Genomic DNA, 23,707 nt, shown 5'->3' with positions numbered 1-23,707 from the left:
TGCGCCTCATGAGGCGCGGCGGGCGCTCCGGTGGGCGGCGAGCAGGTACTCGCGATCGTCCTCCGGGAGGCGGCGCACGGCCTCCCGGATGGTCACGCCCGACACCACGGCGACGTGGTCGCGGACCCAGGTGCGCACCCAGGCCGGGTCGGACTTGCTCAGCTCGCGCAGCACCCAGCCGAGGGCCTTCCGGATGAAGAACTCGCGCTCCGTGACGAGCGCGTCGCCGTACCGGGCGAGGCGTTCCCGATCGGCGGAGCCGGAGCGGATGCCCGGGAGCAGCGCGAGCAGGGCGCTGCGCCGGATCCAGAAGTTCTCATCGGCCGCCCACCGGTCGAGCGTGCCGGCCAGCCGCGGATGCCGGGCGACCAGGCCGCCCACGATCTTGTCGGCGAGCGTGTCCACGTAGACCCAGCTGAGCGAGTCGCGGATCAGCCGCTCGGCGACGGAGAGATCGTCGGCGGTGAGCAGCGGGACGCCCCGCCTCAGCACCTCGATCGCGACCATCCGGCGTTCGTGCAGCGAGGTGCTCCAGAGCTCCTCGGTCAGGGCGAGGATCTCCTCGCGGGTCAGGCCGGTGGCGGCGGCGACCGCGATCTTCCGCAGGTCGGGAACCCGCACTCCCAGGTGGCACAGATCGCTCTTGAGATAGCGTTTTTCCTGTACGGCGCGGGTCGGATCGGCGAGTTCGCCCAGCTTCGCCTCGATGTCGTCGGCCGTGATCATCCGATCAGTATGGGCTCCCACGAGGGAAAACGTTCATCGTTTCGCCACTAGACTGTGGCTATCCCGCGACTCCGAAAGGCGTTCTTGGTGTCCGTCGAGTCAGTCGAGCAGTCCTTCGACACGGTCCTCGTTGTCGACTTCGGGGCGCAGTACGCGCAGCTCATCGCCAGGCGCGTGCGCGAGTGCCACGTGTTCAGCGAGATCGTGCCCTCGACCATGCCGGTCGCCGAGATGCTGGCCAAGCGGCCCAAGGCGATCATCCTGTCCGGCGGTCCCGCGTCGGTGTACGAGCCCGGCGCGCCGCCGGTTCCCGACGGCCTGTTCAAGGCCGGGGTGCCGACGCTGGGCATCTGCTACGGCTTCCAGGCGATGGCGCGGGAGCTGGGCGGCATGGTGGCCAACTCCGACATCGCCGAGTACGGCCGTACGGACCTGACCGTGCTCGACGAGGGCACGCTCCTCGCCGGCCTGCCCGCCGAGCAGTCGGTGTGGATGTCGCACCGGGTGACCTGCAGCGCGCCGCCCGCCGGGTTCACGGTGACCGCACGCACCGCCAGCGCCCCGGTCGCCGCGATGGAGGACCCGGCGCGCCGTCTCTACGGGGTGCAGTTCCACCCCGAGGTCATGCACACCGAGCACGGCCTGACCGTGCTGCGGCACTTCCTCGCCGCGGCCGGCTGCCGTCCGTCGTGGACCATGGTCAACATCGTCGAGGAGTCGGTCGAGGCCGTCCGCGCCCAGGTCGGCGACAAGCGGGCGATCTGCGCGCTGTCCGGCGGCGTCGACTCCGCGGTGGCCGCCGCGCTCGTCCAGCGGGCCATCGGGTCCCAGCTGACCTGCGTCTTCGTCGACCACGGGCTGCTGCGCAAGGGCGAGGCCCTCCAGGTCGAAAAGGACTTCGTGGCCGCGACCGGCGTCGACCTCAAGGTCGTCGACGCCTCCGGCCAGTTCCTGTCCGCGCTCGACGGCGTCACCGACCCCGAGGAGAAGCGCAAGATCATCGGCCGGGAGTTCATCCGGGTCTTCGAGGAGGCCGCCCGCGAGATCGTCGACACTCACGGCGAGGCGGTGGAGTTCCTCGTGCAGGGCACGCTCTACCCCGACGTCGTCGAGTCCGGCGGCGGCACCGGCGCGGCCAACATCAAGTCGCACCACAACGTCGGCGGGTTGCCCGAAGACCTGAAGTTCTCCCTGGTCGAGCCGTTGCGCACGCTGTTCAAGGACGAGGTGCGCCGGCTGGGCGAGGAGCTCGGCCTGCCGCCGGAGATCGTCTGGCGGCAGCCGTTCCCCGGCCCCGGCCTCGGCATCCGGATCATCGGCGCCGTCACGCGCGAGCGGCTCGACCTGCTCCGCGAGGCCGACGCGATCGCCCGGGAGGAGCTCACCCGGGCCGGTCTCGACCGCGACATCTGGCAGTTCCCGGTCGTGCTGCTCGCGGACGTACGCTCCGTGGGCGTGCAGGGCGACGGCCGCACCTACGGCCACCCGGTCGTGCTGCGCCCGGTGACCAGCGAAGACGCGATGACCGCCGACTGGGCGCGGCTGCCGTACGAGGTCCTGCAGCGCATCTCCACGCGCATCACCAACGAGGTCGCCGAGGTCAACCGGGTCGTCGTCGACATCACGAGCAAGCCGCCCGGCACGATCGAGTGGGAGTAACCGCTCGGTTAACCGTCAGATGTTGCATCAGACGGCGGTGCTTCGTTGGCAACCTCCTGGGCAGACAGGTTCAACGGCTCGAGCGTGTCCTCGCCGATCGAGCTGAAGAGCAGGGAGTGGCACAGCTACAGGTGGCAGCCAAGTAAGCCCGATAAGGGGGCAGCGCCCTGGTCAGCGTCGTCGGTGGGTGCCGCATTGGTGCTGCCAGCGGGGGTGGCCGCGTTTCCCCGCCCCCGGAAAGCGGTGACTTCAGCACGCCGCGTCTCCGCGTGCTCCGCCGCGGCTCGGTGGCGCTCGGGTGCGGCGTACGGGGCGGCGCCCGGCCGGCTGACGGCCTGGGGGAAATCCCCCAACCGAAGACGGAGGTCAGCCACGTTCCGGGGCGGCAGGTCGCGCGAATAGCTTCGAGATCATGACTCGAGACGCCCTTCCCCTATCGAGGTGAGATCAATGCGCGTTCCGCTGCCGATCGGCCGCCGTCCGCGGGGCGGTGGCATCCTGGGCGTCGCGGCGGCCGGCGTCGCGATTGCGTGCGCCGGAGTGCCGTCCTCCGCCGCCGCGTTCGCGGCCGGGCACGGCCCCGTTGGTGGACGGCACGGGCTGCCGGGCTACGTGCCGCTGTGGACGCTGCCGTCGAAAGCCGGGGGCACCGACTCCGCGGATCTAGGGCCGGCTCCGGCCGGTGCGCCGATCGCCGCCCGGGTGTACCTGGCCGGGCGCGACCCGCGTGGGCTCGCGGCCTACGGGGCGGCAGTCGCCGACCCACACAGCGCGCTGTTCCATCGCTACCTGACGCCCGCCGAGGTGCGGAAACGGTTCGATCCGGCGCCCGGCCAGGTCACGGCGGTGCGGTCCTGGCTGGCCGCCGCCGGGCTGGACGTCACCGCGGCGAACCCGCATTACCTGTCGGTGCAGGGGAGTGCGGCCGAGGCCGCGCGCGCCTTCGGTGCCGCCTGGCACAGCTACCGGGTCGGTGCGCTCACCCAACAGGCGCCCCCGCCAGGCGCGGGGCTCAGCGTCCCGGCGCAGGTCGCCGGGGCCGTGCTGACCATGGCACCAACCGAGATCGGCCTGCCCGGCTCCGACGGCGAACCCGCGGCGGGCGGCACGCCCGCCGCGCCGGGCCGTGCCGAGACCGCCCCCGTTTCACCAGGCCGCGCAGGCACCACCACCCCGGCCCCGCACGCGGCCGGATCGGCACCGGCCGGGTCTGTTGGGGCCGCGACGTTGCCCTGCTCGGAGTATTACGGGCAACGGCGGGCGTCGAATCTGCCGCCCGCTTACGGCCGGACGGCGCCCTACGCGGGGTGCGGTTACACCTCGCAGCAACTCCGCAGTGCCTACGGGGTTCCGGCCGGTCTGACCGGCAAGGGCGTGCGAGTCGCCGTGGTCGGCCCCGGGCACAACGCCGCGACTCCGGGCGATGTGGCGCGATTCGCGAGCGACCACGGCGTGCCGCTGCGGCCCGGCCAGTTCACCGAAATCATCCCGCCCGGGCTGGACGCCTCGTGCGGCGGCCGGGAGTTCCCGTTCGCCGAGGACTACATGGCCATCGAGGCCGTGCACGGAATGGCGCCCGACGCGGACATCGTCTACCTCGGCGCGAAATGCGACAACGACGATCAGGCCCTGTCGATGCTCGACGAGCTTGGCACCGTCACCGACCGGCACCTGGCCGAGATCGTTAGCGGACGGACGATCAGGCACTACGATCCCGACCCCTCGCCCGGGCTGATCGCCGCCTACGAGCAGATCTTCCAGCGGGGCGCGGCCGAGGGGATCGGCTTCTACAACGGCACCGCGGACCACGGTGACGGATCGAACTGCCAGATCAGCGGGGAGTGCGATCCCACCCCCTCCAAGCCGGCGATCAGCTACCCCGCCGGCGACCCGTGGGTGACGGCGGTGGGCGGCACCAGCCTGGCGATCGGGGCGCGCGGCCAGTACCTGTGGGAGACCGGCTGGGGCGACCACGTCGCCGGGCTGACCCCGGACGGGAAGAGTTGGGCGCAGCTGCCGGGCGCGTTCGCCTTCGGCGGGGGCGGCGGCCCCAGCGACATGCTCGAGCAGCCGTCCTACCAGCGTGAGACGGTGCCCGAGGCGCTCAGCCAGGCACACGGATCCGGTGTGCCGATGCGCGTCGTGCCCGATGTCGCGGCCGACGCCGGCTTCGGCACCGGCGTCCGCGCCGGCATCACGGTGCCCCCGGGCCAGGGGCTGCCGCCCGGCTACCGGGAGATCGCCGTCGGCGGGACCAGCGTCGCGACGCCGGAGTTCGCGGGCATGCAGGCCGACGCCCAACAGGCCGCAGGCGAGCCAATCGGGTTCGCCAACCCGGTCATCTACGCGCGCCACGGCGCCTCGGCCTACCACGACGTCACCGACCACCCGCTCGGCCAGGGCGTTCCCCTATTCGCCGCGGGACCGGTCGCCAACCAGATCCCGGGATCCCCCACCGAGCCCTACGTCGACACCTTCGGCCTCGACCAGAGCCTGGCCGCAACCCCAGGCTACGACGACGTGACCGGCCTCGGCACGCTCACCACCAGCTACTTCGACTCCTTCCGACCATGTCACCAGCGCGGCATCGGGAGCGGGCAGGCCGGGTGCCGCACTCCGTAGCCGAGCAGGCCACGGGCAGGAAGCGCTGAAAGCCCAGATACGGGAGTTCGGCGACGACCGTTCGGATTGTGGCGCGGCCGAATCCGGCCGCGGAGCAGTCCCCGGCTGACGTCGACCACTATCAGCGACCTGATCAAGCAGTGCCCACACCAACACGATGGGCGACGACATCCCAGCAGCGATCGACTCTCCCGGCAAACCAGCGGGGGCACTGTCTTTCATCAGGACTCGAAGTCCAGGGAGACAAAGTCCTCACCCGCCAGCCCGACTACCGACCACCGAGTCTGCCGAAAGCAGACCCGCTAACCCTGATTAGGGGGATGGGTAAACAGGCCCACACGGGCACTGCACCCCTGACTACCAATGAACAACGTGCTTGAGCTGGAGCGAGTCAGCCGGTCCTATGGCCGCGGCGGGCGTGCGGTGCACGCCTTGTGCGAGGTGGACGTCCAGGTGCCGGAACACTCGTTCACGGCTGTGATGGGCCCGTCTGGCTCGGGCAAGTCGACGTTTCTGCAGTGCGCCGCTGGGCTGGACCGGCCCACCTCCGGAGTGGTGCGTCTCGGCGGTCGAGTGATCAGCGGGATGAGGGAGCGCAGCCTGTCCCGGCTGCGGCGTGCGCACATCGGGTTCGTCTTCCAGTCCTTCAATCTGCTTCCCGCGCTCACTGTGCAGCAGAACGTGCTGCTGCCGCTCCGGCTGGACGGGCGGCGCCGCGATCCGGCGCGCGTACGGGAGCTGCTGGCCCGGGTCGGCCTGGACGGACGCGAGGATGCCCGTCCGGGCCAGCTCTCGGGCGGGCAGCAGCAGCGGGTGGCCATCGCCCGGGCCTTGATCACCGAGCCCGAGGTGGTCTTCGCCGACGAGCCGACCGGGTCCCTGGACCAGGAGACCGGCGCGGAGATCTTGAACCTTCTCCGTGAGGCGGTTTACCAGCAGGGGGCGACCGTCGTGCTGGTCACGCACGACCCTTCGGTGACTGCCCGGGCGGACCGAGTGCTGCGGCTTGCTCACGGGCGGCTGGTTCAGGACAGCGGGGGCAAAACCGTCGCCCTGAGCGGCGCCGCGGCAGCAGAGGGGCAGGTCGGATGAGCGTCCGGCGTCCCACCGGTCTGGCCACCGCGGCCGTCCGCTCCCGCCCGTCCGCTCTGGCGGGTACCTTCGCGGCGCTTGTGCTCACCGCGACAGTGGTCATCGCGAGCGTCGCGATGACGGTCTCGGCGTCGTCCGTGCCGCTGGGGGCCGATCCGGCCGCCCGCGCGCAGCTCGCCGATCTCTCCGACATGGGCATCGCCTTCAGCCAGATGATGGCGTATCTGTCCATCTTCGTAATCGGCCAGGTGATGGCGCTGGCGGTGGCCCAACGCCGGCGGGAGAGCGCGCTGTTGCGCGCGATCGGCGCCGAGCCCCGGCAGATCCGCCGGATGGTCGCCGTCGAGGCGCTCGGTACTGCACTCGCCGCGCTGCCCGTCGGATACGGACTGGGGGCGCTGCTCGGCCGCTTCTGGCTGCACGGCCTGGCCGCGCACGGCATGGCGCCGGCCGGTGTCTCCTTCCACGTCGGGTGGCAGTCGCTGGTCACCGAGGGCGGGGTGCTGCTGGTCTGCTCACAGCTCGGCGGTCTGATCGCGGGCTGGCGGGCGTCCCGTACCCGGCCATCGGCGGCGCTCGCCGAGTCCTTGGTCCAGGGCGGTGAACGAGCGGGCACAGTAAGGGGGATGGCGTCCCTGGTCGCCCTGGCCGGTGCGGTCGCGCTGACCGTGGTCGCAAGCCTGGGGTCGGCCGAGAACGCGGCCGAGGTGATCCCGCTGGTGCTGCTCGCCTACCTGGTCGCGATCGGCTTCGCCGGGCCGTGGATCGGGCGGTGCACGATCGGGCTGTGCGCCCCCGTGCTACGGGCGTTCGGCGGGGCGCCCGGGGAGCTGGCAGTGGCCGGTACCCGGGCGAGGGCGCGCCGGCTGTCCGCGGCGATCACCCCGGTCGCGCTGGTCACGGCGTTCGTGGTGGCCAAGTTGTCCTCGTTCACCGGATCCGGGGAAGATTGGGGTGAGGTCTTCGGCACACTGCTGTACGTCGGCTTCGCCGGACTGGTTGCCGCCAACACCCTGGTAATGCTGGCCCTGGAACGGCTGCGTGAGTTCTCGCTGCTGCGCGCGGTCGGCGCGGAGCGGCGGCAGATCGTCAGGACGGTCGCGATCGAATGCGCGATCATCACGGTGGCCGGAGTCGGCGCGGGTGCGGCCGCGGGCTGCGCGGTGATGCTGCCGCTCGGCGCCCGTACCGGAACGCCGCTGAGCGGGGTGCCGGGGTGGGCTTGGCTCGCTGTCGCGCTGTGCGGGGCGGTACTGGTCGGGGTCTCCTCGGGTGCGCCACTGCTGCGGATGCTGCGGGTGCGGCCGATTGACGGCCTGACGCGCCACAGCAATTGACGGCCCGTGAGGGGAGCGGTCGGTGATGATGGGAACCGCTCCGAAGCGGCGGAGGGGGCAGGTCCAACGCGGCCATCGCGCAGACCCTGGTGGTGTCCGTGGGTACGGTGGAAAAAGCATGTGGCGGCGGTCTCGAGCAAGCTGGGCCTGGCCTCCTCGGAGGATGCCAACCGGCCGGTACTGGCGGTACTGCGCTGCCTGGAAGCGTGAAGGGGCCGCCGCGCGGTGAGACGCGGGGCCTGCGAGCAAGATCCTAGGTCACCCGCGCCGGCTCGCTGGAGAAGCGTTCGTACGCCCGCTCGTCCACGATCGTGCGCAGGCGGTGGAGGCCGTCCCACACGTCGGTGAAGCTCGTGCTGATCGGTGCGGGGCCGAGCCGCAGCCGGTCGGGGGTCCGGTAGTCGGGGATCACCTTGTCCGCGATCATGGCCTGCGCCATGCGCCAGGCCTCGGGGTGGCGCAGCGCGACGTGTGAGCCGCGCCGCTTCGGGTCGGCGGGGGTGGCCAGGGCGAGGTCCGGCAGCCACGCCTCGGCCAGGTCGATCAGGTAGCCGGTGAGGGCCTGGCCCTTGGCCCGCAGCCGGTCGATCCCGGCCTCGGCGAGCAGCCGTACCCCCTCCTCGACCGCGGCGATCGCCATGATCGACGGCGTGCCGACGAGGAACCGGCCGATCCCGGGTACCGGGTCGTACGCCGGGCCCATCGCGAACTGGTCTCGCTGCCCGAACCAGCCCCAGATCGGCTGCCGCAGGTCCTGAACCTCCTTGCGGACGTACAGGAAGGCGGGAGATCCGGGCCCGGCGTTCAGGTACTTGTAGGTGCAGCCGACCGCGAGGTCCGCGCCGCTCGCGTCGAGCCGTACGGGCACCGACCCCGCGGAGTGACACAGGTCCCACAGCACGAGCGCGCCGGCCTCGTGGACGATCTCGGTCACGGCGGCCATGTCGAGCAGCGCGCCGGACCGGTACGCGACGTGCGACAGGCTGACCAGCGCGGTGTCCGCGCCCACGGCCTCCTGAAGGACGTTCAGGTCCAGGCCGTGGTCGATATCGGTGTGCACGACGCGCAGTTCGAGGCCCCGCTGGGCGGCCAGCCCCTCCAGGACGTACCGGTCGGTGGGGAAGTTGTCGTCGTCGGTGACGATCACTTTCCGGCCCGGTCGCGCGTCGAGCGCGGCGACGGCGAGCTTGTAGAGGTTGATCGTGGTGGAGTCCGAGACGACGACCTGACCCCCGGCCGCGCCGAGGAGCGTCTCGCCGATCAGGTCACCCGCCTGGAAGGGCAGGTCGGCCCAGTGACTCCACGAACGGATCAGGCCGGAGCCCCACTCGTCCCGTACGACCCGCGCGATCCGCTCGGCGGTCCGCTTCGGCAGCCGCCCGAGCGAGTTGCCGTCGAGGTAGATCAGCTCGGGATCGTCGCGTACGAAGGCGTCCCGCAGCGGGGCGAGCGGGTCGTCGGCGTCCAGCGCGGCCGCGTACTCCCGGGACGTGTCGGTCATGCCGCTCACTCTAGAGCGGGCGTCCGCCCTCCCGGCACGTGCCTGAAGTGGCCGGTCCGGCTCCTTCGCCGGTCCCGAGGTGGTGAACGCTTCCGGGCGTTCGCCCAGGAGGCGGGCCGGGCTTAGATCCGGTTTCGTCGCAGCCAGTTCCCGACGGTCGTGGCGATCAGCTCGGGCCGGTCCTCGGGCGTGTGGTGGCCGGCGACCGCGTCGTAGCGCTCGATCTCCAGCCCGGCCATGTGCGTCGAGCACCAGTCGATCATCTCCGGGGTCATCATCACGCCGGGCCCGGGCGCGAACGTCACCAGCAGCTTGGGGACGTCCGGGCTCGCCGCGAGCCACGCGCCGTACGCCTCGATCCGGGAAACGACGTCGGCGGGTGCACCGCCCAGCGGCATGGACCGCGCCCAGCGCAGGATCGGCCGGCGGCTCTGACGCGTGGGGTACGGCGCGCGGTAGGCGGCGATGTCCTCCTCGCCGATCGAGGTGGCGACGCTGCCGGGCAGCATCTCGATGAAGGCGTTGTCGTCGAGGATCATGGCCTCGCCCCTGTCGCTCTTGATCGCCTCGAACAGCGCCCGGCCGGCCTCGGGGAACTCCTCCCAGGTCATGGGCTTGACGATGGTCTCGGTGAACGCGATGCCGCGCACCCGCTCCGGATGCCGGGCGGCCCAGTCGAACGCGAGCGCGCCGCCCCAGTCGTGCCCGACCAGGACCACGCCGTCGAGGTCGAGCGCGTCGAACCAGGCGTCCAGGTATCGCGCGTGGTCGGCGAAGGAGTAGTCGATGGCGGGCTTGCCGGACCCGCCCATCCCGATCAGGTCGGGTGCCAGCCGCCGCCCCGGCACGGCCGGAACGACGTCGCGCCACAGGTGAGAGGAGGTGGGGTTGCCGTGCAGGAAGACGACAGGCGTGCCGCCGCCCACCTCCTGGTAGCGGATCGTTGAGTCGAGCACTCGCTGGACGGGCATGAGGGGCCTTTCAGAGGGTGAGCTTCATCGGGTGGTCGACCGTGATCTCCGGCCGGGCGCATCGGGCGGGGAGGCGGTCACCGGAAGGCCGCGAGGTTCCGCCGCGCCCAGTCGGCGAAGGCGCGCGGCGGGCGGCCGAGGATCTGCGCGACGGCCGGGCCGACCTTCTGCTCGGCGGCGGTCGGGTCGCCGGTGATGGCGAGCGTGCCCTCGACGACCGGCTCGGGCATGAAGCGGAGCATCTCCTCGCGGGCCTCCTCCCGGGTCTGTTCGACGAACCGCACCGGCTCGCCCAGCGCCTCGGCGATCGCCGCGGCCCGCTCGCGCGGAGTGATCGCCGCCGGGCCGGTGAGCTCGTAGGTCCGGCCCGCGTGGCCCGGCTCCCGTAGGACGGCGGCGGCCACCTCGGCGATGTCGGCCGGGTCGATGGTCGGCAGGCCGACGTCCGCGAACGGCGCGGCGGCCGTCCGGTTCGCGCGGATCGACGCGGCCCAGGCGTAGGAGTTGGAGTGGAAGCCGCCCGGGCGCAGGATCGTCCATTCGAGGCCCGATGCGCGTACGGCCGCTTCGAAGGTCACCGGATGCCGGTAGGCGTCCGGCCGGAAGCCCGCGCCCTGCGAGGACAACAGCACCACCCGCCGTACGCCGCCCGCCTCGGCGAGGTCGAGGACCTCTCGCGGTTCCTCCCCGGCGACGAGGAGGAACAGCGCGTCGGCCCCCTCCAGAGCGGTCTTCAGGCCGGCAGGTTCGGCGAGGTCGGCGGGCCAGTGCCGGGCGCCGGCGGGTACCTCCGCCGGGCGGCGAGAGACGGCTCTCACCCGTTCGCCGGCGGCGGTCAGGATCCGTACGAGCTCTCCGCCGACGTTTCCGGTCGCTCCTGTCACCACGATCATTGAATCGCTCCTAAGTCAGTCAACTAACTAAGACGGTAGCCGACGGCGATCGGTCGCGTCTACAGTTAGTCGGGTGACTGACTCAAAAGTCGGGCGGCGGCCCGGCAAGCGCGAGCGGCTGGCCGGCGCCGCGGCTCGGGTGCTGCACGAGCAGGGCGTCGAACGGACCACGCTCGCGGACATCGCGCGAGCGGCCGACGTGCCGGTCGGCAACGTCTACTACTACTTCAAGACCAAGGATCAGCTCGTCGAGGCCGCGATCGACACGCAGGCGGACCACCTGCGGGAGACGATCGCGGCGCTCGACCGGCTCCCCACCCCCCGGGAGCGGCTGAAGGCGCTCGTGCACGGCTGGGTCGACGGCCGCGACCTCGCCGCCCGGTTCGGCTGCCCGACCGGCACCCTCGCCGCCGAGCTGGACAAGCGCGCCGACGGCCTCGACCGCGCGGTCGCCGACGTCATGCGGCGGCTCGTCGACTGGATCGAGGGGCAGTTCGCGGCGATGGGCCGCGACGACGCGCGTGAGCTCGCCGTCGCCCTCCTGGCCGCTTACCAGGGGATCTCCCTGCTCACCAACACCTTCCGCGACCCCGAGCTGATGGCCACCGAAGGCCGCCGGCTGGAGCGCTGGATCGACTCCCTCGCCTGATCGCTCGGCCGCTTATCCCGGCGATAACCGGCCCGAATAGATCAACGGGATGTCCGGCGGCTCTCCGGGACTTGCACCCGGCGCGGCCGGGATGGACCTGGCCGAGCCGCTGATCGCGGCATAGGGACACAGGTGAGCAAATGTCAGAGTTGCAGGGAAAGTCGGCGCTGGTGACGGGCGGTAACAGCGGCATCGGCCGTGCCTCGGCCATCGCACTCGCGGGCCTCGGTGCGCACGTCGTCATCTCCGGCCGGGACGAGGCGCGGGGCGACGAGGCGGTCCAGAAGATCCGCGCGAACGGTGGCAAGGCCGACTTCGTACGCAGCGACCTGCGCGACCTGGCGTCCGTACGGGCGCTGGCGGCGCAGGCGCGTGCGCTGGCCGGTCACGTGGACATCCTGATCAACAACGCAGGAATCTATCCGTTCGTCTCCACCGACGAAACGAGCGAGCAGGACTTCGACTCGGTGTACACGCTGAACGTGAAGGTGCCCTACTTCCTGGTCGCCGAACTCGCTCCGGAGATGGCCGAGCGCGGTCATGGCGCGATCATCAATCTGACCACGATGGTCTCGGAGTTCGGAGTCGCGGGTTACGCCCTCTACGGGAGCAGCAAGGCCGCGGTCGTGCTGCTCACCAAGGCCTGGGCGGCCGAGTACGGGCCCAAGGGGGTCCGGGTCAACGCGGTCAGCCCCGGCCCGACGCGCACCGAGGGAACCAGCGGATTCGCCGAGGACATCGAGGCGCTGGCCGGCGCGGCGCCGGCCGGACGCCCCGGCTCGGCGGAGGAGATCGCCGAGGCGGTCGCCTTCCTGGCCACCGACCGTGCGGCGTTCGTGCACGGCGCGCTCCTGCCGGTCGACGGCGGGCGTATCGCCGTCTGAAGCCCCCGCCGCGGTCCGCTTCGCGTTCGCCGCGCGCAGCGGACCGCGGAAGCGGGCGCCCGTGGAGGCGCGTGCGGTCCGCCTACCGCGTCGAGCGGTCGAGAGCCACGATCAGGTGCCCGAGGTCGCGGCGGTGGGAGTCGGCCTTCCACGCCGCCCAGGTGCGCCGGACGAGCGGATGGCCGGCCAGCGGAGACCAGACGACGGTGTCCGGGAGCGGATGACGCCAGTGCGGCGGTGCCAGGGCGAAGGCGTGGCCGGCGGTGACGGCGGCGAGCTTCACCTCCGGGATGAGTTCCTGGCCCTCGGGAGCGGGAGGTCCCAGCTCGAGACCGTGGCTGCGCAGGATGGCGGTCAGCTCGTCGTACCAGGCGGGGCTGCCGGAGCGCGGGAAGCCGACCCAGTCGAGCCCGGCGAGCGCGTCCAGGCGGATGCCCTCCGGCTCGGAGATCTTCTCGGCGTCCTCGACGGTCAGCAGCACCCCGAGCCGTTCCTCGGCCACTTGGACGGCGTCCAGGTCCGGGCCGATGGGATGTTCGCGTACCAGGCCGACGTCGAGTTCGCCGGCGCGCAGCGCGGCCATCTGCGCGGCGGTGGAAAGGTGATGGGCCAGCACCCGGGTGCCAGGGTAGGCGGCAGCGAGGTCGGCCAGCGGGCCGGTGAGCAGGTCCGGCGGCAGTTCGAGCGGAATGCCGATCTTCAGAATGCCGCCGCAGGCTCCGGCGTGCCTGGCGACGGCGGCGGCGGCCTGGTCATGGCGGGCCAGAACCGCACGGGCCTCGGTGAGAAGGGTCAGGCCGGCCTCCGTGGCCGCCACGCCGGTGGAACTCCGGACGAGCAGCTCCACACCGAGCTCCCGCTCCAGCGCACCGATCGTCTGGGACAGGGCCGGTTGGCTCAGATGCAGCCGCCGTGCGGCCGCGGACATGCCGCCCTCTTCGACGACGGCGACGAACGCCCGCATCTCCCGCAGTTCCATACGACGATGCCATCACTCCCGGTTCGCCGGACGCCAGCGGCGGCCATAAGTCCTGCTGATCGACGCTATTGGCCGCCGCTCGGCCGTACGGGCCCGGCCGTCGCCGGAGCGCGGACGCGTGGCCGGGCGGGGCGCGAAATCCTCGTTCCCGCGGCCGCCGATCTCCCATGGCGCCGCCCCGCCCGGCACGGGCGACCGGCTCAGCCGGTCACTTGCGCCGGGCGCGCCGGACGATCCGCCACAACCCGAACAGGCCCAGCAGGCCCACCACCACCGGCGCCAGCCGCTTGGCGATCGAGGGGCCCGCGAACTCGAGCAGGTTGATCGCCTCATCGTTCGACGAGCGCGCGGCGACGGGCCGCTGTGCCGCCGGCCGCGGTGTGGCCTCGGACGCCTTGGGCTCGGCGGGGGCGGTCTGCGGCTCCGCGGCCTCGGTGGGCTGGGGGGTGCCGTCGCCGCTCGGCGCCGGCTCCGCGGGCGCCGCCTGCGGCTCCGCGGCCGGAGCCGCCGCGGCCTCGGGCTCTTCCGCGGGCCGAGCGATCTCCTCGGCGAGGTTGTCCGCGAACCGGCCGATCAGCTTGCCGCCGACCTCGGACATGATGTTGCGGCCGAACTGCGCCGGGCGCCCGGTGATGTTGAGCTTGGTGTGCACGGTGACCCGGGTGCTGTCGCCCTGGTCGTGCAGCTGTGCCTGGACGTTCGCGCTGGCCGTCCCCGCGCCGCGCGCCTCCTTGCCGGTGCCCTCGATGGACACCGTGTGGGTGTCCTCGTCGCGAGCGGCGATGCGTGCCGAGCCCTTGTAGGTGATCGTCATCGCCCCGAGCTTCACCTTGAGCCGGCCCGTGAAGTCGTCGCCGTCGACCGAGTCCAGCGTCGCGCCGGGCATGCACGGAGCGATTCGCTCGACGTCGAGCAGGACCGGCCACGCTTGATCCACGGGCACGGGAACGGTGAATTCGTGATCAAGTTCCATGGACATCCTCCCAGATGAACCCTACGAGGGCCCCAAAGCTCCGCTGACGCGGGGTATGCGCGACATGCACGACTGCATACCCCGCGCCAGGGGAGCGAACGCGCGACGCGCGCTAAACGTCGGCCGCTCTGGACAGCGCACGCGCCGTCAGGACCGTCGCGAGATGGCGCCGGTAGTCGGAGGACCCGTGCAGATCGCTGGGCGGGCTGGTGCCCTCGGCGGCGCTTCCGGCCGCCGCGCGGAAGGCATCGCGGTCGGCCGCGCCGCCGCTGACCGCCGACTCCACCGCCGACGCGCGCACCGGCGTCGAGCCCATGTTGGTCAGGGCGACCCGGGCCGCGGCGACCTCGCCGCCCGAGCGGTTGACGAGGCAGGCGACGCCGACGATGGCCCAGGCCTGCGCCGTACGGTGGAACTTCTCGTAGTGGAAGCCCCACCCGGCGAAGGACTTCGGCAGGCGGACGCCGACCAGGACCTCGTCGGGTTCGAGCGTCGAGGTGAGGTAGTCGGCGAAGAACTCGGCCGCCGGAATCTCCCGCGACGACGTGACGAACACCCCGTCCATCGCGAGCACGACCGCCGGCAGGTCGCCCGCCGGGTCCGCGTGCGCGAGCGAGCCGCCGAAGGTGCCCCGGTGGCGTACGGCGGGGTCGGCGACGGTAGAGGTGGCCGCCGCGACCAGGGGCGCGTGCTGCCGGATCAGCGGATCGCGCAGCACCTCGTAGTGCGTCGTCATGGCGCCCACCAGCAGCGAGGAGCCCTCGTCGCGTACGCCGCGCAGCTCCGGCACCGAGGCGACGTCGATCAGCACCTCGGGGAACGCCAGCCGCAAGCGCAGCAGCGGCAGCAGGCTCTGCCCGCCCGCGATCACCTTGCCCTCGTCGCCGGCGTCGCGCAGCGCCGCGACCGCCTCGTCCAGCGTCGCCGGGCGTACATAGTCGAACGATCCGGGAATCATGCCTCACCTCCGGCCGATCCGAGCCCGCCGCCCGCACCGGGTTGCGCCGAGTGTTCCGGTCCGCCCCCTTGCAGGGTTCGCCACACGCGTTCGGGCGTGCACGGCATCGGCACGTCGTTCACGCCGTACGGGCGGAGCGCGTCGACGATCGCGTTCACCACGGCCGGCGTGGAGGCGATCGTGCCGGCCTCGCCGACGCCCTTGACGCCCAGCGGGTTCGTGGTCGCCGGGGTCTCGGTGCGGTCGGTGGTGAACGTCGGCAGGTCCGAGGCCGCCGGGAGCAGGTAGTCGGCCATCGTCGTGGTCGTCAGGTTGCCGTCGGCGTCGTAGACCGCCTCCTCGTACAGTGCCTGGGCGATGCCCTGCGCCAGGCCGCCGTGCACCTGACCCTCGACGATCAGCGGGTTCACCACCTTTCCGACGTCGTCCACCGCGACGTACGAGCGGATCTTGACGTATCCGGTCTCGGTGTCCACCTCGGCGGCGCACAGGTGCGTGCCGTGGGGGAAGGAGAAGTTGTCCGGGTCGTGCGTGGCGTCGGAGTCGAGCGACGGCTCGAAGCCCTCGGGCAGGTCGTGCGCCGCGAAGGCGGCCAGCGACACCTCCTGGAGCGTCCGCGACTGGTCGGGCACGCCGCGTACGGAGAACGCCCCGTTCGCGAACTCGACGTCGTGCTCGTCGGCCTCCAGCAGGTGCGCGGCCATCCGGCGAGCCTTGTCGATCACCTTGTCGCAGGCGTTGTACAGCGCCACGCCGCCGACGGCGAGGGACCGCGAGCCGTAGGTGTCCATGCCCTTGGGCGAGATCGCGGTGTCGCCGTGCAGCACGCGCACGTCCTCGAACGGCACGCCCAGCCGGTCGGCGGTGATCTGCGCCCACGCCGTCTCGTGTCCCTGCCCGTGCGCCGACGAGCCGGTCACCACCTCGACCTTGCCGGACGGCAGCACCCGTACGGACGCGTGCTCCCAGCCGCCCGCGCCGTACGACAGCGAGCCGAGCACCCGCGACGGCGCGAGACCGCACATCTCGGTGAACGTCGAGACGCCGATGCCGAGCTGGACGGGGTCGCCGCGGTCGCGCCGGTCGGCCTGTTCGGCGCGCAGCTTGTCGTACTCGAAGAGCTGCCGCGCCTTGTCGGTCGCGGCCTCGTAGTTGCCGGAGTCGTAGGTGAGCCCGGCGATCGTCTCGTACGGGAACTCCTCGTGCTTGATCCAGTTGCGGCGGCGCACCTCCAGCGGGTCGAGGGACAGCTCGCTCGCCAGTTCGTCCATCAGCCGCTCGATCGCGTACGTGGCCTCGGGGCGGCCGGCGCCCCGGTACGCGTCGGTCGGGGTCTTGGTGGTGAAGATCCCGGCGCACTTGAAGTGGTAGGCGTCCATCTTGTAGATGCCGTTGAACATGAACGCGCCCAGCAGCGGAATGCCCGGCGTGACCAGCATCAGGTAGGCGCCCATGTCGGCGAGGAGGTCGACCTTCAGCCCGCGGATCCGCCCGTCGGAGTCGGCGGCCAGCGACAGGCGCTGGATCTGGTCGCGGCCGTGGTGGACGGTCGCGTTGCCCTCGCTGCGCGACTCGGTCCACTTGATCGGGCGGCCGAGCCGTTTCGTCAGCAGCAGGCAGGCCACCTCCTCGCCGTACACCTGGAGCTTGGAGCCGAAACCGCCGCCGACGTCCGGCGCGACGACCCGGAGACGGTGTTCGGGGATGCCGGTCACGGTGGCCAGCATGAGTCGCAGGATGTGCGGGATCTGCGTCGCCGACCACAGGGTGTACTCGTCGCCGACGGCCGAGCAGACCACCGCGCGCGGCTCCATCGCCGACGGGATCAGCCGCTGCTGGACGTACCGGCGCTCGATGACGACCGGCGCGTCGCGGAAGGCCGCGTCGATGTCGCCCGCCGCGAAGACCCACTCGTAGGACTTGTTCGTGCCCTTGTCGGCGTGGACGAGGTCGGCGCCCTCCTTGATCGCCTCCTCCATGTCGAGCACGGCGGGCAGCGACTCGTAGTCGACGTCGATCGCCTCGAGCGCGTCCGCGGCGGCGTACCGGTCGCGGGCCACCACGACGGCCACCGGCTCGCCGACGTACCGCACCTCGCTCACCGCGATCGGCGGGTGGTCCGGCAGCACCATGTCCTCGGTGACCGGCCACGCGCACGGCAGGCTGCCCTGTTCGTCGGCCAGGTCGGCGCCGGTGAAGACCGCGACCACGCCGGGCCGCTCGCGCGCCTGGCTCACGTCGATCGCGGTGATGCGCGCGTGTGCGACCGGGCTGCGCAGGAACGCCGCGTGCAGCAGGCCCGGGAGCTGGATGTTGTCGGTCCAGTTGGTCCGTCCGGTGATCAGCCGGGCGTCCTCGGAGCGCGGGCGCGCGCTGCCGATCTCGGGGGCGGCCGTCATCGGGTGGCCTCCTGTTCGCTCGGGCGCAGGTCGGTGGCGGCCCGTTTCACCGCCCGTACGATGTTCTGGTAGCCGGTACAGCGGCACAGGTTGCCTTCCAGCCCCTCCCGTACCTCCTCGTCGGAGGGGTCGGGGTTCTCCCGCAGCAGGTCGAGCGAGGCCATGATCATGCCGGGGGTGCAGTAGCCGCACTGGAGGGCGTGCTCCTCGTGGAACGCGCGCTGGAGCGGGTGGAGCCCCTGGCCGTCGCCGAGACCCTCGATGGTGGTGACGTCCTGCCCGTCGGCCTGGATGGCGAGGACGGAGCAGCTCTTGACGCTGATGCCGTCGAGGAGGACGGTGCAGGCGCCGCAGTTGGATGTGTCGCAGCCGATGGGTGTCCCCACCTTGCCGAGGCGGTCACGGAGATAGTGGGCGAGTAGAAGACGCGGCTCGACGTCATCGTCGTACTTGACTCCGTCGACCTCGATGGACACGCGCGGCATTCGTCCTCCCTGGATGATCTGCTTCCGAACCTGGGCGTGCCGGGTCCGGGGGAGGTCCGCGGGCTCGTCTGTGCGCCGGCCACATCACGTTGCCTTCTTCGTCGAAGGAAAGTGGCGGATGGGAACGGCGGCGCTCCTCCACAGGGAAGTGCGTCGCGGTGGCGCCCTCCCGTACGGAAGAGCGCTCGATGGCGGCGGGCGACCGCGCGCTCGATGGCGGCGGGTGACCCGCGCGGTCAGTCCTTCGCCGGCTTTTCGGGCAGGACCGCCTTGTGGGTGCGGCGTGCGCCGGAACGGTGCTTGCGGCGGATACGCGCGGAGGCTCTACGGATGCGTCTGGTGCGGCTACGCGGCATCACGAACTCCTGTGGAAGGAGGCTGGTGGTGCCAACGTAAGCCTCAACACCCCCGGTAGACCAGAGGCGGCGCAGAGTCGCCACCGGATCATCATTGACCACTCTCGTTCACTTGACCGTCGCAGGGCCGTCCCATGCCGTTCCCCGGACCGGCTCGCCGGTGTTCCGGCTGTGGTAGCACTGCACGCATGGACGACAAGCTCGGTCAGCGCGCCGGTTACCACCACGGCTCCCTGCCCGCGGCTCTCGTCGCGGCGGCACTCGACCTCCTGGACGAGCGCGGGCCCGACAAGGTGAGCGTGCGCGAGGTCGCGCGCCGCGCCGGGGTGTCGCCGGGGGCCCCGTTCCGGCACTTCAACGATCGGCAGGCGCTGCTGACGGCGGTCGCCGACCGGATCCTGGCCGACTTCGAGGAATGGCAGCTCGCCGCGCTCGCGGATGCCCAGTGCGGGGCGATGCGCGCCTACGGCCTGGGGTTCGTGCGGTACGCGATCCGGCATCCGCACCGTTTCGAGCTGATCAAGTCGCGGGTGTTCGGCGCCGAACACCCGGACGAGCTCCGGAGCCGGCTGGAACGCATGGAGCGGACCCTGAGCGACATCATCGTGGCGGGCCAGCAGGCGGGCGAACTCCCGGAGGGCGACCCCCACGTGATGGGCCTCGCGGGTCAGGCGATCGTCTACGGGTTGTCTCAGATGATCATCGATGGCTACCTGCCGCGGGATCACGCGGACGAGCTGGCCGAGCGGGTGCTGGACGCGTTCGGTCCGAAACCGCCGAGCTCCTCGCAAATCGACGCCTGCTGGCTGGACGGCGCGACCGTCCCGGCCGTCGGCGCACGGTTCCGCGGCTACAACCGCAACGGACCGCGTCGCTGGGCCACCACCTGCAGCATCACGGACGCCGAACCGGGCCGGCGCTTCGGCTACGAGGTGACGGCGCCGTTCAACCTCCCCTTCTCGCGTTGGCAGTACGACATCGAGCCCACGGCGGACGGCTGCGTCGTCACCGAGACCAACTGGCTGCGCGCGCCGTCCTGGTTCATCCCGTTCGGCATCGCGATCACGGGCGTCGCCAACCGCACCGGAGCCAACGACGCCACCATCGCCACCACCCTGCGCCGCCTCAAGGCGTACCTGGAGAAGAGGCCCAGCCTCCGCACCGAGGGCCGGCTGACCGACGCCGGTTCCTGATCAGTCCGCCGCTGGAACGCTCATCCGTGGTTCGCGTGCAGGCTGAGGGCGTACCCCGGGCCGAGGTTGACCAGCTCACGGGGATTGCCGGCGCCGTACACGCGGATCCGGTTGGCCCGCAGCGTGCGCTCGGCGACGCCCTCATCGGTGATCGTCCGCTCGGACAGCTCGCCGGCGAGGACGGTGAGCACGGCGGCGCCCGGGTCGGCGCGGTGGCCCGGAGGCCAGACCGACAGCCACAGGTCGTTCGCGGCGGCGAGCCGTACGGGCGTGCCGTCGAAGCGGGCGAGGTGCCACCAGTACGCGGGCCGGGCCGCGACCTCGCGGACGACGCCGGCCAGGCGGCCGACGGTGAGGCCGTCGACGGCCTCGTGGCTCTGCATGGTGAGATCGGGAATGGCCGAGAAGTTCATCAAGGGTCCTTCGGAGTGCGGCCGAGCGCCGCGGGCTGACGTCTACGACGAAGATCGGGTCAGCGACAACACGAAGGACGCAGCGCGATGACCGCGTGGCGGGACACCACGTCGGCGGTCGAGAAGGTACGCGCTGGCATGAAGGAAAGTCTGGGTGCCGCCGCGCCGCTCTGTCAAGCCGGACGACCGCCGCTACCAGGCACGAAACAGACTTGCCGGGAATTTCGGGGCCCTCGCATTAGACTCCCCCGATGTCGCTGATCGTGGGCTGTGTGCTGTGTTTCGTGGCCGGCGCCGGGGCAGGAGTCGCCGGGGCTCTGAGCGGCCGCCGGCTGTTCCGGGTCCGGCGCTCCCTGCGCACCTACCGCAAGCGGCTCGAAGGGCCCCGTCCGGGGCTGGCCTTCTACGTCATCCCCGCCGAACTCGGTGACCCGAACGAGGTCGTCGCGGACCTGACCGGCAACCGGCGGCCCCGGCTGTGCCTCATCGGACGCCTGTGCGGGCCCCTCGCATCGGACGATCGGCCGGGCGGCGGCATCGTTCCGGAGGCCGGGTTGGAGCGCGGTGCTCTCTGGGTGGCTCAGGGGCTGCTGATCTTCGATCCGGTGCGGGAAGGCGCGGAGATGAGCGTCCTGGAGGCGCCGTACGGGGTGGAGGTGCGTGAGCCCATGGTGACCGAGGCCGGTATCCCGACCGTGACGTTCGACCTCGGTGACAGCGTGCTGGTCTTCGAACCCACGCCCGACAACGACGCGTCGAACGCCTGGAGCCGCATCCAGAGCGTGCTGGAGTTCACCTGACGGCAACCTTCGGTCCTGGTCCCGTACGTCGTCGCGCGCCACGATCGGTGCGGTTTCGAGACGGGAGTGGGAGATGAAATTCGACCGGCGTTCCTTCCTGCGCAACGGCCTCATCGCGACCGGAGGTGCCGCCCTGCTGGGGACGGGTCCACACGCGGCCGCCCTCGTACGGTCCGGGCGTCCCCGGCTCACGCACGGTGTGCAGAGCGGTGACCCGTCGGCGGACGGAGCCGTCGTCTGGACCCGCGCCGACCGGCCCTCCCGCATGCTCGTCGACGTCAGCACCCGGCCGGACTTCCGGCACTTCTCGACGGTGCGCGGCCCGCTGCTCACCCCGGACACCGACCTGACCGGCAAGGTACGGCTGGACGGCCTGCCCGCCGGGCGCCGGATCCACTACCGCGTACGGGCCGCCGACCTGGACGACGCGTCGCTGGTCTCGGCCCCGGTCTCCGGCACGTTCGGCACGGTCCCGCGGGCCCGGCGCGACGTCGGCTTCGTGTGGTCCGGCGACCTCGCCGGCCAGGGCTTCGGGATCAACCCCGACATCGGCGGATACCGGATCTTCAAGGCGATCCAGGCCGCCGACCCCGACTTCTTCCTGTGCAACGGGGACCACTGGTACGCCGACGACCCGATCGAGCCGAGCGTGACGCTGCCGGACGGGCGGATCTACCGCAACCTGACCTCGCCGGAGAAGGCGAAGGTCGCCGAGACCCTGGCGGAGTACCGCGGGCAGCACAAGTACAACCTGATGGACGACAACCTGCGCGCCTTCGCCGCGGCCGTGCCGCAGGTCAACCAGTGGGACGACCACGAGACCCACAACAACTGGTACCCGGGCGAGACCCTCGACGACGCCGCCTACACCGAGAAGCGCACGGACGTGCTGTCGGCGCGGGCCCGGCAGGCGTTCTTCGAGTACGTCCCGATCGGCGGGCGGCCGCACGACGACGGGCGCATCTACCGCAAAATCCCCTACGGCCCGCTGCTCGACGTCTTCGTGCTCGACATGCGCACCTACCGCGACGCGAACGGCCCGGACGACCAGACCACCGACGCGCAGGGCATCATGGGCGCGCGGCAGGCCGAGTGGCTCAAGCGCTCGCTCGCGGAGTCGCGGGCCACCTGGAAGGTCATCGCCGCGGACATGCCGCTCGCGCTCGTCGTGCCGGACGCCGACCGCATCGAGGCGGTCGCACAGGGGAACAACGGCGCGCCGCTGGGCCGTGAACTGCAGCTCGCGGACGTCCTGTCCTCGATCAAGAAGAACCGCGTGCGGAACGTCGTATGGATCACCACGGACGTGCACTACACGGCGGCGCACTACTACGACCCGGCGAAGGCGGCGTTCCAGGACTTCGAGCCGTTCTGGGAGTTCGTGTCCGGGCCGCTGAACGCGGGCGCCTTCGGGCCCAACGCTCTGGACGAGACCTTCGGCCCGACGGTGAGGTTCCAGTCGGCGCCGCCGCAGGCCAACACCTCGCCGCTGGAGGGCTACCAGTTCTTCGGCGAGATCGCCATCAGCGGGGAGTCGGGAGACCTGACCGTCCACCTGCGCGACTACACGGGCAAGGCGCTGTGGAGCGTTTCACTTTCCCCGAAACGGTCGTCACATTAGGTGGTCAAACCTAACGTCCTGTGACGTGCCGCCGTCGCGGAATCTCTCATGGATCTGTGCGGCTGAGCAGTGGCTGGTCCTGGGTTCGGAAGGCGGGGATGACCTCGCTGCCGAAGCGGCGGATGCACTCCAGTTCCCGCTGGTGGTCCGGTCCCGCCGCCATGCGGAAGGTCAAGATGAGGTAGTCGGGGTCGATCGCCTCCTGGAAGGCGCGGATCGAGGCGATGCAGTCGTCCGGGCTGCCGACGATCAGGCGGTCGATCCGGTGGCGGTCGAACTTGAAGTCATCCTCTTCGGTGACGTCCTGGAGGAACGGCTCGCGGTCGGCCACCCAGCGCGGGACCTCCTTGAAGTAGAACCAGTGGTCGGCGCGGACGTGCGGCCACCAGGTGCGTTCGACGTCGGCCAGGGAGTCGGCGACCCAGCCGTCACGGAGCAGGTTGACGCCGAGTTTCTGTGACGTGCCGTACTCCTCGCCGGCGCTGCGGTACACCTCGGCCCAGTGCTTCATGACGTCGATGTTGTGCAGCGGATCGGTCGGCCACGGGCAGCCGAACCGCGCCGCGCGGCGCACGCCGGGCTCGGACATCGCGCCCAGCCACAGCTCCGCGCCGACGGGCCGGGGGGTGATCCGTCCCTTGATGTCGAAGTGCCGGCCGTGGAAGTCGAGTTCCTCGCCGGCCCACGCGCGCTGCACGACCTCGATGCACTCTTCGAAGCGCGACACCTGGGTGGCGGGGTCGATTCCGTAGAGCTCGAACTCGGTCGGGAAGTTGCCCAGCCCGCACCCCAGACGGAGCCGCCCGCCCGAGATGACGTCGACCATCGCCGCGTGCTCGGCGACATGGATCGGGTGCTCGAACGGCAGCAGGTGGATCGTCGTGCCGATCTCCACGCGCTCGGTGATCGCGGCCAGCGCGCCGAGTGCCGCCCAGGGAGAGGGCGGATAACCGTCGGGCATCATGTGGTGTTCGGGTACGAAGAGGCCGTCGAAGCCCGCCTGTTCGGCAACTTTGGCGGCGGCCAGGATCTCCTGCCATCGCTCGACGATGTTCGCCGCGTCGGGCGGGTCCTGCGGACGGAACAGGATGCCGAACTTCATCTGCGACCCTTTCTCCGTGGCGTCTCCCTGATGTGCCCGCTCACCAACGTATCTGCCGAACCGGCGACTGAACATACCGAAAAGTATCGTTGAT

Annotated in this window: 20 protein-coding genes; 9 read left to right on the top strand and 11 right to left on the bottom strand. The window is 71.4% G+C overall.

Features of this window, described 5'->3' with window-relative positions:
• Window positions 1–6: 6 nt before the first annotated feature.
• A complete protein-coding gene (locus tag ABEA10_RS01865; protein WP_345456469.1) occupies window positions 7–726 on the bottom strand; it encodes a DNA alkylation repair protein in 720 nt (239 codons plus the stop codon).
• Window positions 727–813: 87 nt separating this feature from the next.
• Between ABEA10_RS01865 and guaA the strand changes: the two genes are divergently transcribed.
• From guaA to ABEA10_RS01845, 4 genes are all read left to right on the top strand, one after another.
• Window positions 814–2,385: a glutamine-hydrolyzing GMP synthase gene (guaA, locus tag ABEA10_RS01860; RefSeq protein ID WP_345456466.1), complete on the top strand. Its 1,572-nt coding sequence runs from the start codon at window positions 814–816 to the stop codon at window positions 2,383–2,385.
• 450 nt (window positions 2,386–2,835) lie between these two features.
• Window positions 2,836–5,007 (top strand): S53 family peptidase, encoded by a 2,172-nt coding sequence (locus ABEA10_RS01855; RefSeq protein WP_345456463.1) that lies wholly within the window; start codon window positions 2,836–2,838, stop codon window positions 5,005–5,007.
• Window positions 5,008–5,370: 363 nt separating this feature from the next.
• Window positions 5,371–6,099: an ABC transporter ATP-binding protein gene (locus ABEA10_RS01850; RefSeq protein ID WP_345456461.1), complete on the top strand. Its 729-nt coding sequence runs from the start codon at window positions 5,371–5,373 to the stop codon at window positions 6,097–6,099.
• Window positions 6,096–7,436 (top strand): ABC transporter permease, encoded by a 1,341-nt coding sequence (locus ABEA10_RS01845; protein WP_345456459.1) that lies wholly within the window; start codon window positions 6,096–6,098, stop codon window positions 7,434–7,436. Before ABEA10_RS01850 ends, ABEA10_RS01845 begins: the two co-directional genes overlap by 4 nt.
• A gap of 253 nt (window positions 7,437–7,689) precedes the next feature.
• On the opposite strand, the gene kynU is transcribed toward ABEA10_RS01845, so the two are convergent.
• The 3 genes from kynU to ABEA10_RS01830 form a co-directional block, all read right to left on the bottom strand.
• The gene (gene kynU, locus ABEA10_RS01840; protein WP_345456457.1) at window positions 7,690–8,937 is read right to left on the bottom strand and encodes a kynureninase; all 1,248 of its coding nucleotides are present in this window, start codon (window positions 8,935–8,937) and stop codon (window positions 7,690–7,692) included.
• Window positions 8,938–9,059: 122 nt separating this feature from the next.
• Window positions 9,060–9,908, bottom strand: coding sequence for a haloalkane dehalogenase (locus tag ABEA10_RS01835; protein ID WP_345456454.1), 849 nt, complete (start codon window positions 9,906–9,908; stop codon window positions 9,060–9,062).
• 77 nt (window positions 9,909–9,985) lie between these two features.
• Window positions 9,986–10,801, bottom strand: coding sequence for an SDR family oxidoreductase (locus tag ABEA10_RS01830; RefSeq protein WP_345456451.1), 816 nt, complete (start codon window positions 10,799–10,801; stop codon window positions 9,986–9,988).
• Window positions 10,802–10,874: 73 nt separating this feature from the next.
• Between ABEA10_RS01830 and ABEA10_RS01825 the strand changes: the two genes are divergently transcribed.
• Together ABEA10_RS01825 and ABEA10_RS01820 are read left to right on the top strand one after the other, a co-directional pair.
• Entirely contained in the window at window positions 10,875–11,450 is a 576-nt protein-coding gene (locus ABEA10_RS01825; protein ID WP_345456448.1) for a TetR/AcrR family transcriptional regulator, read from the top strand.
• Window positions 11,451–11,590: 140 nt separating this feature from the next.
• Complete coding sequence (locus tag ABEA10_RS01820) at window positions 11,591–12,334, top strand: SDR family NAD(P)-dependent oxidoreductase (RefSeq protein WP_345456446.1); 744 nt, start codon at window positions 11,591–11,593, stop codon at window positions 12,332–12,334.
• A gap of 82 nt (window positions 12,335–12,416) precedes the next feature.
• Here ABEA10_RS01820 and ABEA10_RS01815 read toward each other — a convergent pair whose 3' ends face one another.
• The 5 genes from ABEA10_RS01815 to ABEA10_RS01795 form a co-directional block, all read right to left on the bottom strand.
• On the bottom strand, window positions 12,417–13,313 hold the full coding sequence (locus ABEA10_RS01815) for a LysR family transcriptional regulator (protein ID WP_345456444.1): 897 nt from the start codon (window positions 13,311–13,313) through the stop codon (window positions 12,417–12,419).
• Between the two features lie 208 nt (window positions 13,314–13,521).
• Window positions 13,522–14,286 (bottom strand): SRPBCC family protein, encoded by a 765-nt coding sequence (locus ABEA10_RS01810; RefSeq protein ID WP_345456441.1) that lies wholly within the window; start codon window positions 14,284–14,286, stop codon window positions 13,522–13,524.
• Window positions 14,287–14,398: 112 nt separating this feature from the next.
• Window positions 14,399–15,244 carry an FAD binding domain-containing protein gene (locus tag ABEA10_RS01805; protein WP_345456438.1) on the bottom strand — a complete coding sequence of 282 codons (846 nt, stop codon included), beginning with the start codon at window positions 15,242–15,244 and terminating at the stop codon, window positions 14,399–14,401.
• Window positions 15,241–17,643, bottom strand: a complete 2,403-nt coding sequence (locus ABEA10_RS01800) for a xanthine dehydrogenase family protein molybdopterin-binding subunit (protein ID WP_345456435.1) — start codon at window positions 17,641–17,643, stop codon at window positions 15,241–15,243. Before ABEA10_RS01800 ends, ABEA10_RS01805 begins: the two co-directional genes overlap by 4 nt.
• Window positions 17,640–18,128, bottom strand: a complete 489-nt coding sequence (locus ABEA10_RS01795; RefSeq protein WP_345456432.1) for a (2Fe-2S)-binding protein — start codon at window positions 18,126–18,128, stop codon at window positions 17,640–17,642. Before ABEA10_RS01795 ends, ABEA10_RS01800 begins: the two co-directional genes overlap by 4 nt.
• Before the next feature lie 544 nt (window positions 18,129–18,672).
• Here ABEA10_RS01795 and ABEA10_RS01790 point away from each other — a divergent pair.
• Entirely contained in the window at window positions 18,673–19,677 is a 1,005-nt protein-coding gene (locus ABEA10_RS01790; RefSeq protein WP_345456429.1) for a TetR family transcriptional regulator, read from the top strand.
• Window positions 19,678–19,697: 20 nt separating this feature from the next.
• Here ABEA10_RS01790 and ABEA10_RS01785 read toward each other — a convergent pair whose 3' ends face one another.
• The gene (locus ABEA10_RS01785) at window positions 19,698–20,090 is read right to left on the bottom strand and encodes a cupin domain-containing protein (RefSeq protein WP_345456426.1); all 393 of its coding nucleotides are present in this window, start codon (window positions 20,088–20,090) and stop codon (window positions 19,698–19,700) included.
• A gap of 251 nt (window positions 20,091–20,341) precedes the next feature.
• On the opposite strand from ABEA10_RS01785, the gene ABEA10_RS01780 reads away from it, so the two are divergent.
• Window positions 20,342–20,890, top strand: coding sequence for a hypothetical protein (locus ABEA10_RS01780; protein WP_329250892.1), 549 nt, complete (start codon window positions 20,342–20,344; stop codon window positions 20,888–20,890).
• Between the two features lie 73 nt (window positions 20,891–20,963).
• Window positions 20,964–22,511: an alkaline phosphatase D family protein gene (locus tag ABEA10_RS01775; protein WP_345456419.1), complete on the top strand. Its 1,548-nt coding sequence runs from the start codon at window positions 20,964–20,966 to the stop codon at window positions 22,509–22,511.
• 46 nt (window positions 22,512–22,557) lie between these two features.
• Here the strand turns inward: ABEA10_RS01775 and ABEA10_RS01770 are convergent, their stop codons facing one another.
• Window positions 22,558–23,613, bottom strand: coding sequence for an LLM class flavin-dependent oxidoreductase (locus ABEA10_RS01770; protein WP_345456416.1), 1,056 nt, complete (start codon window positions 23,611–23,613; stop codon window positions 22,558–22,560).
• Window positions 23,614–23,707: the final 94 nt, after the last annotated feature.

The organism is Actinoallomurus oryzae, from assembly GCF_039541955.1.
Lineage (GTDB): Bacteria > Actinomycetota > Actinomycetes > Streptosporangiales > Streptosporangiaceae > Actinoallomurus > Actinoallomurus oryzae.
This window is presented reverse-complemented; position numbering and strand designations above follow the sequence as displayed.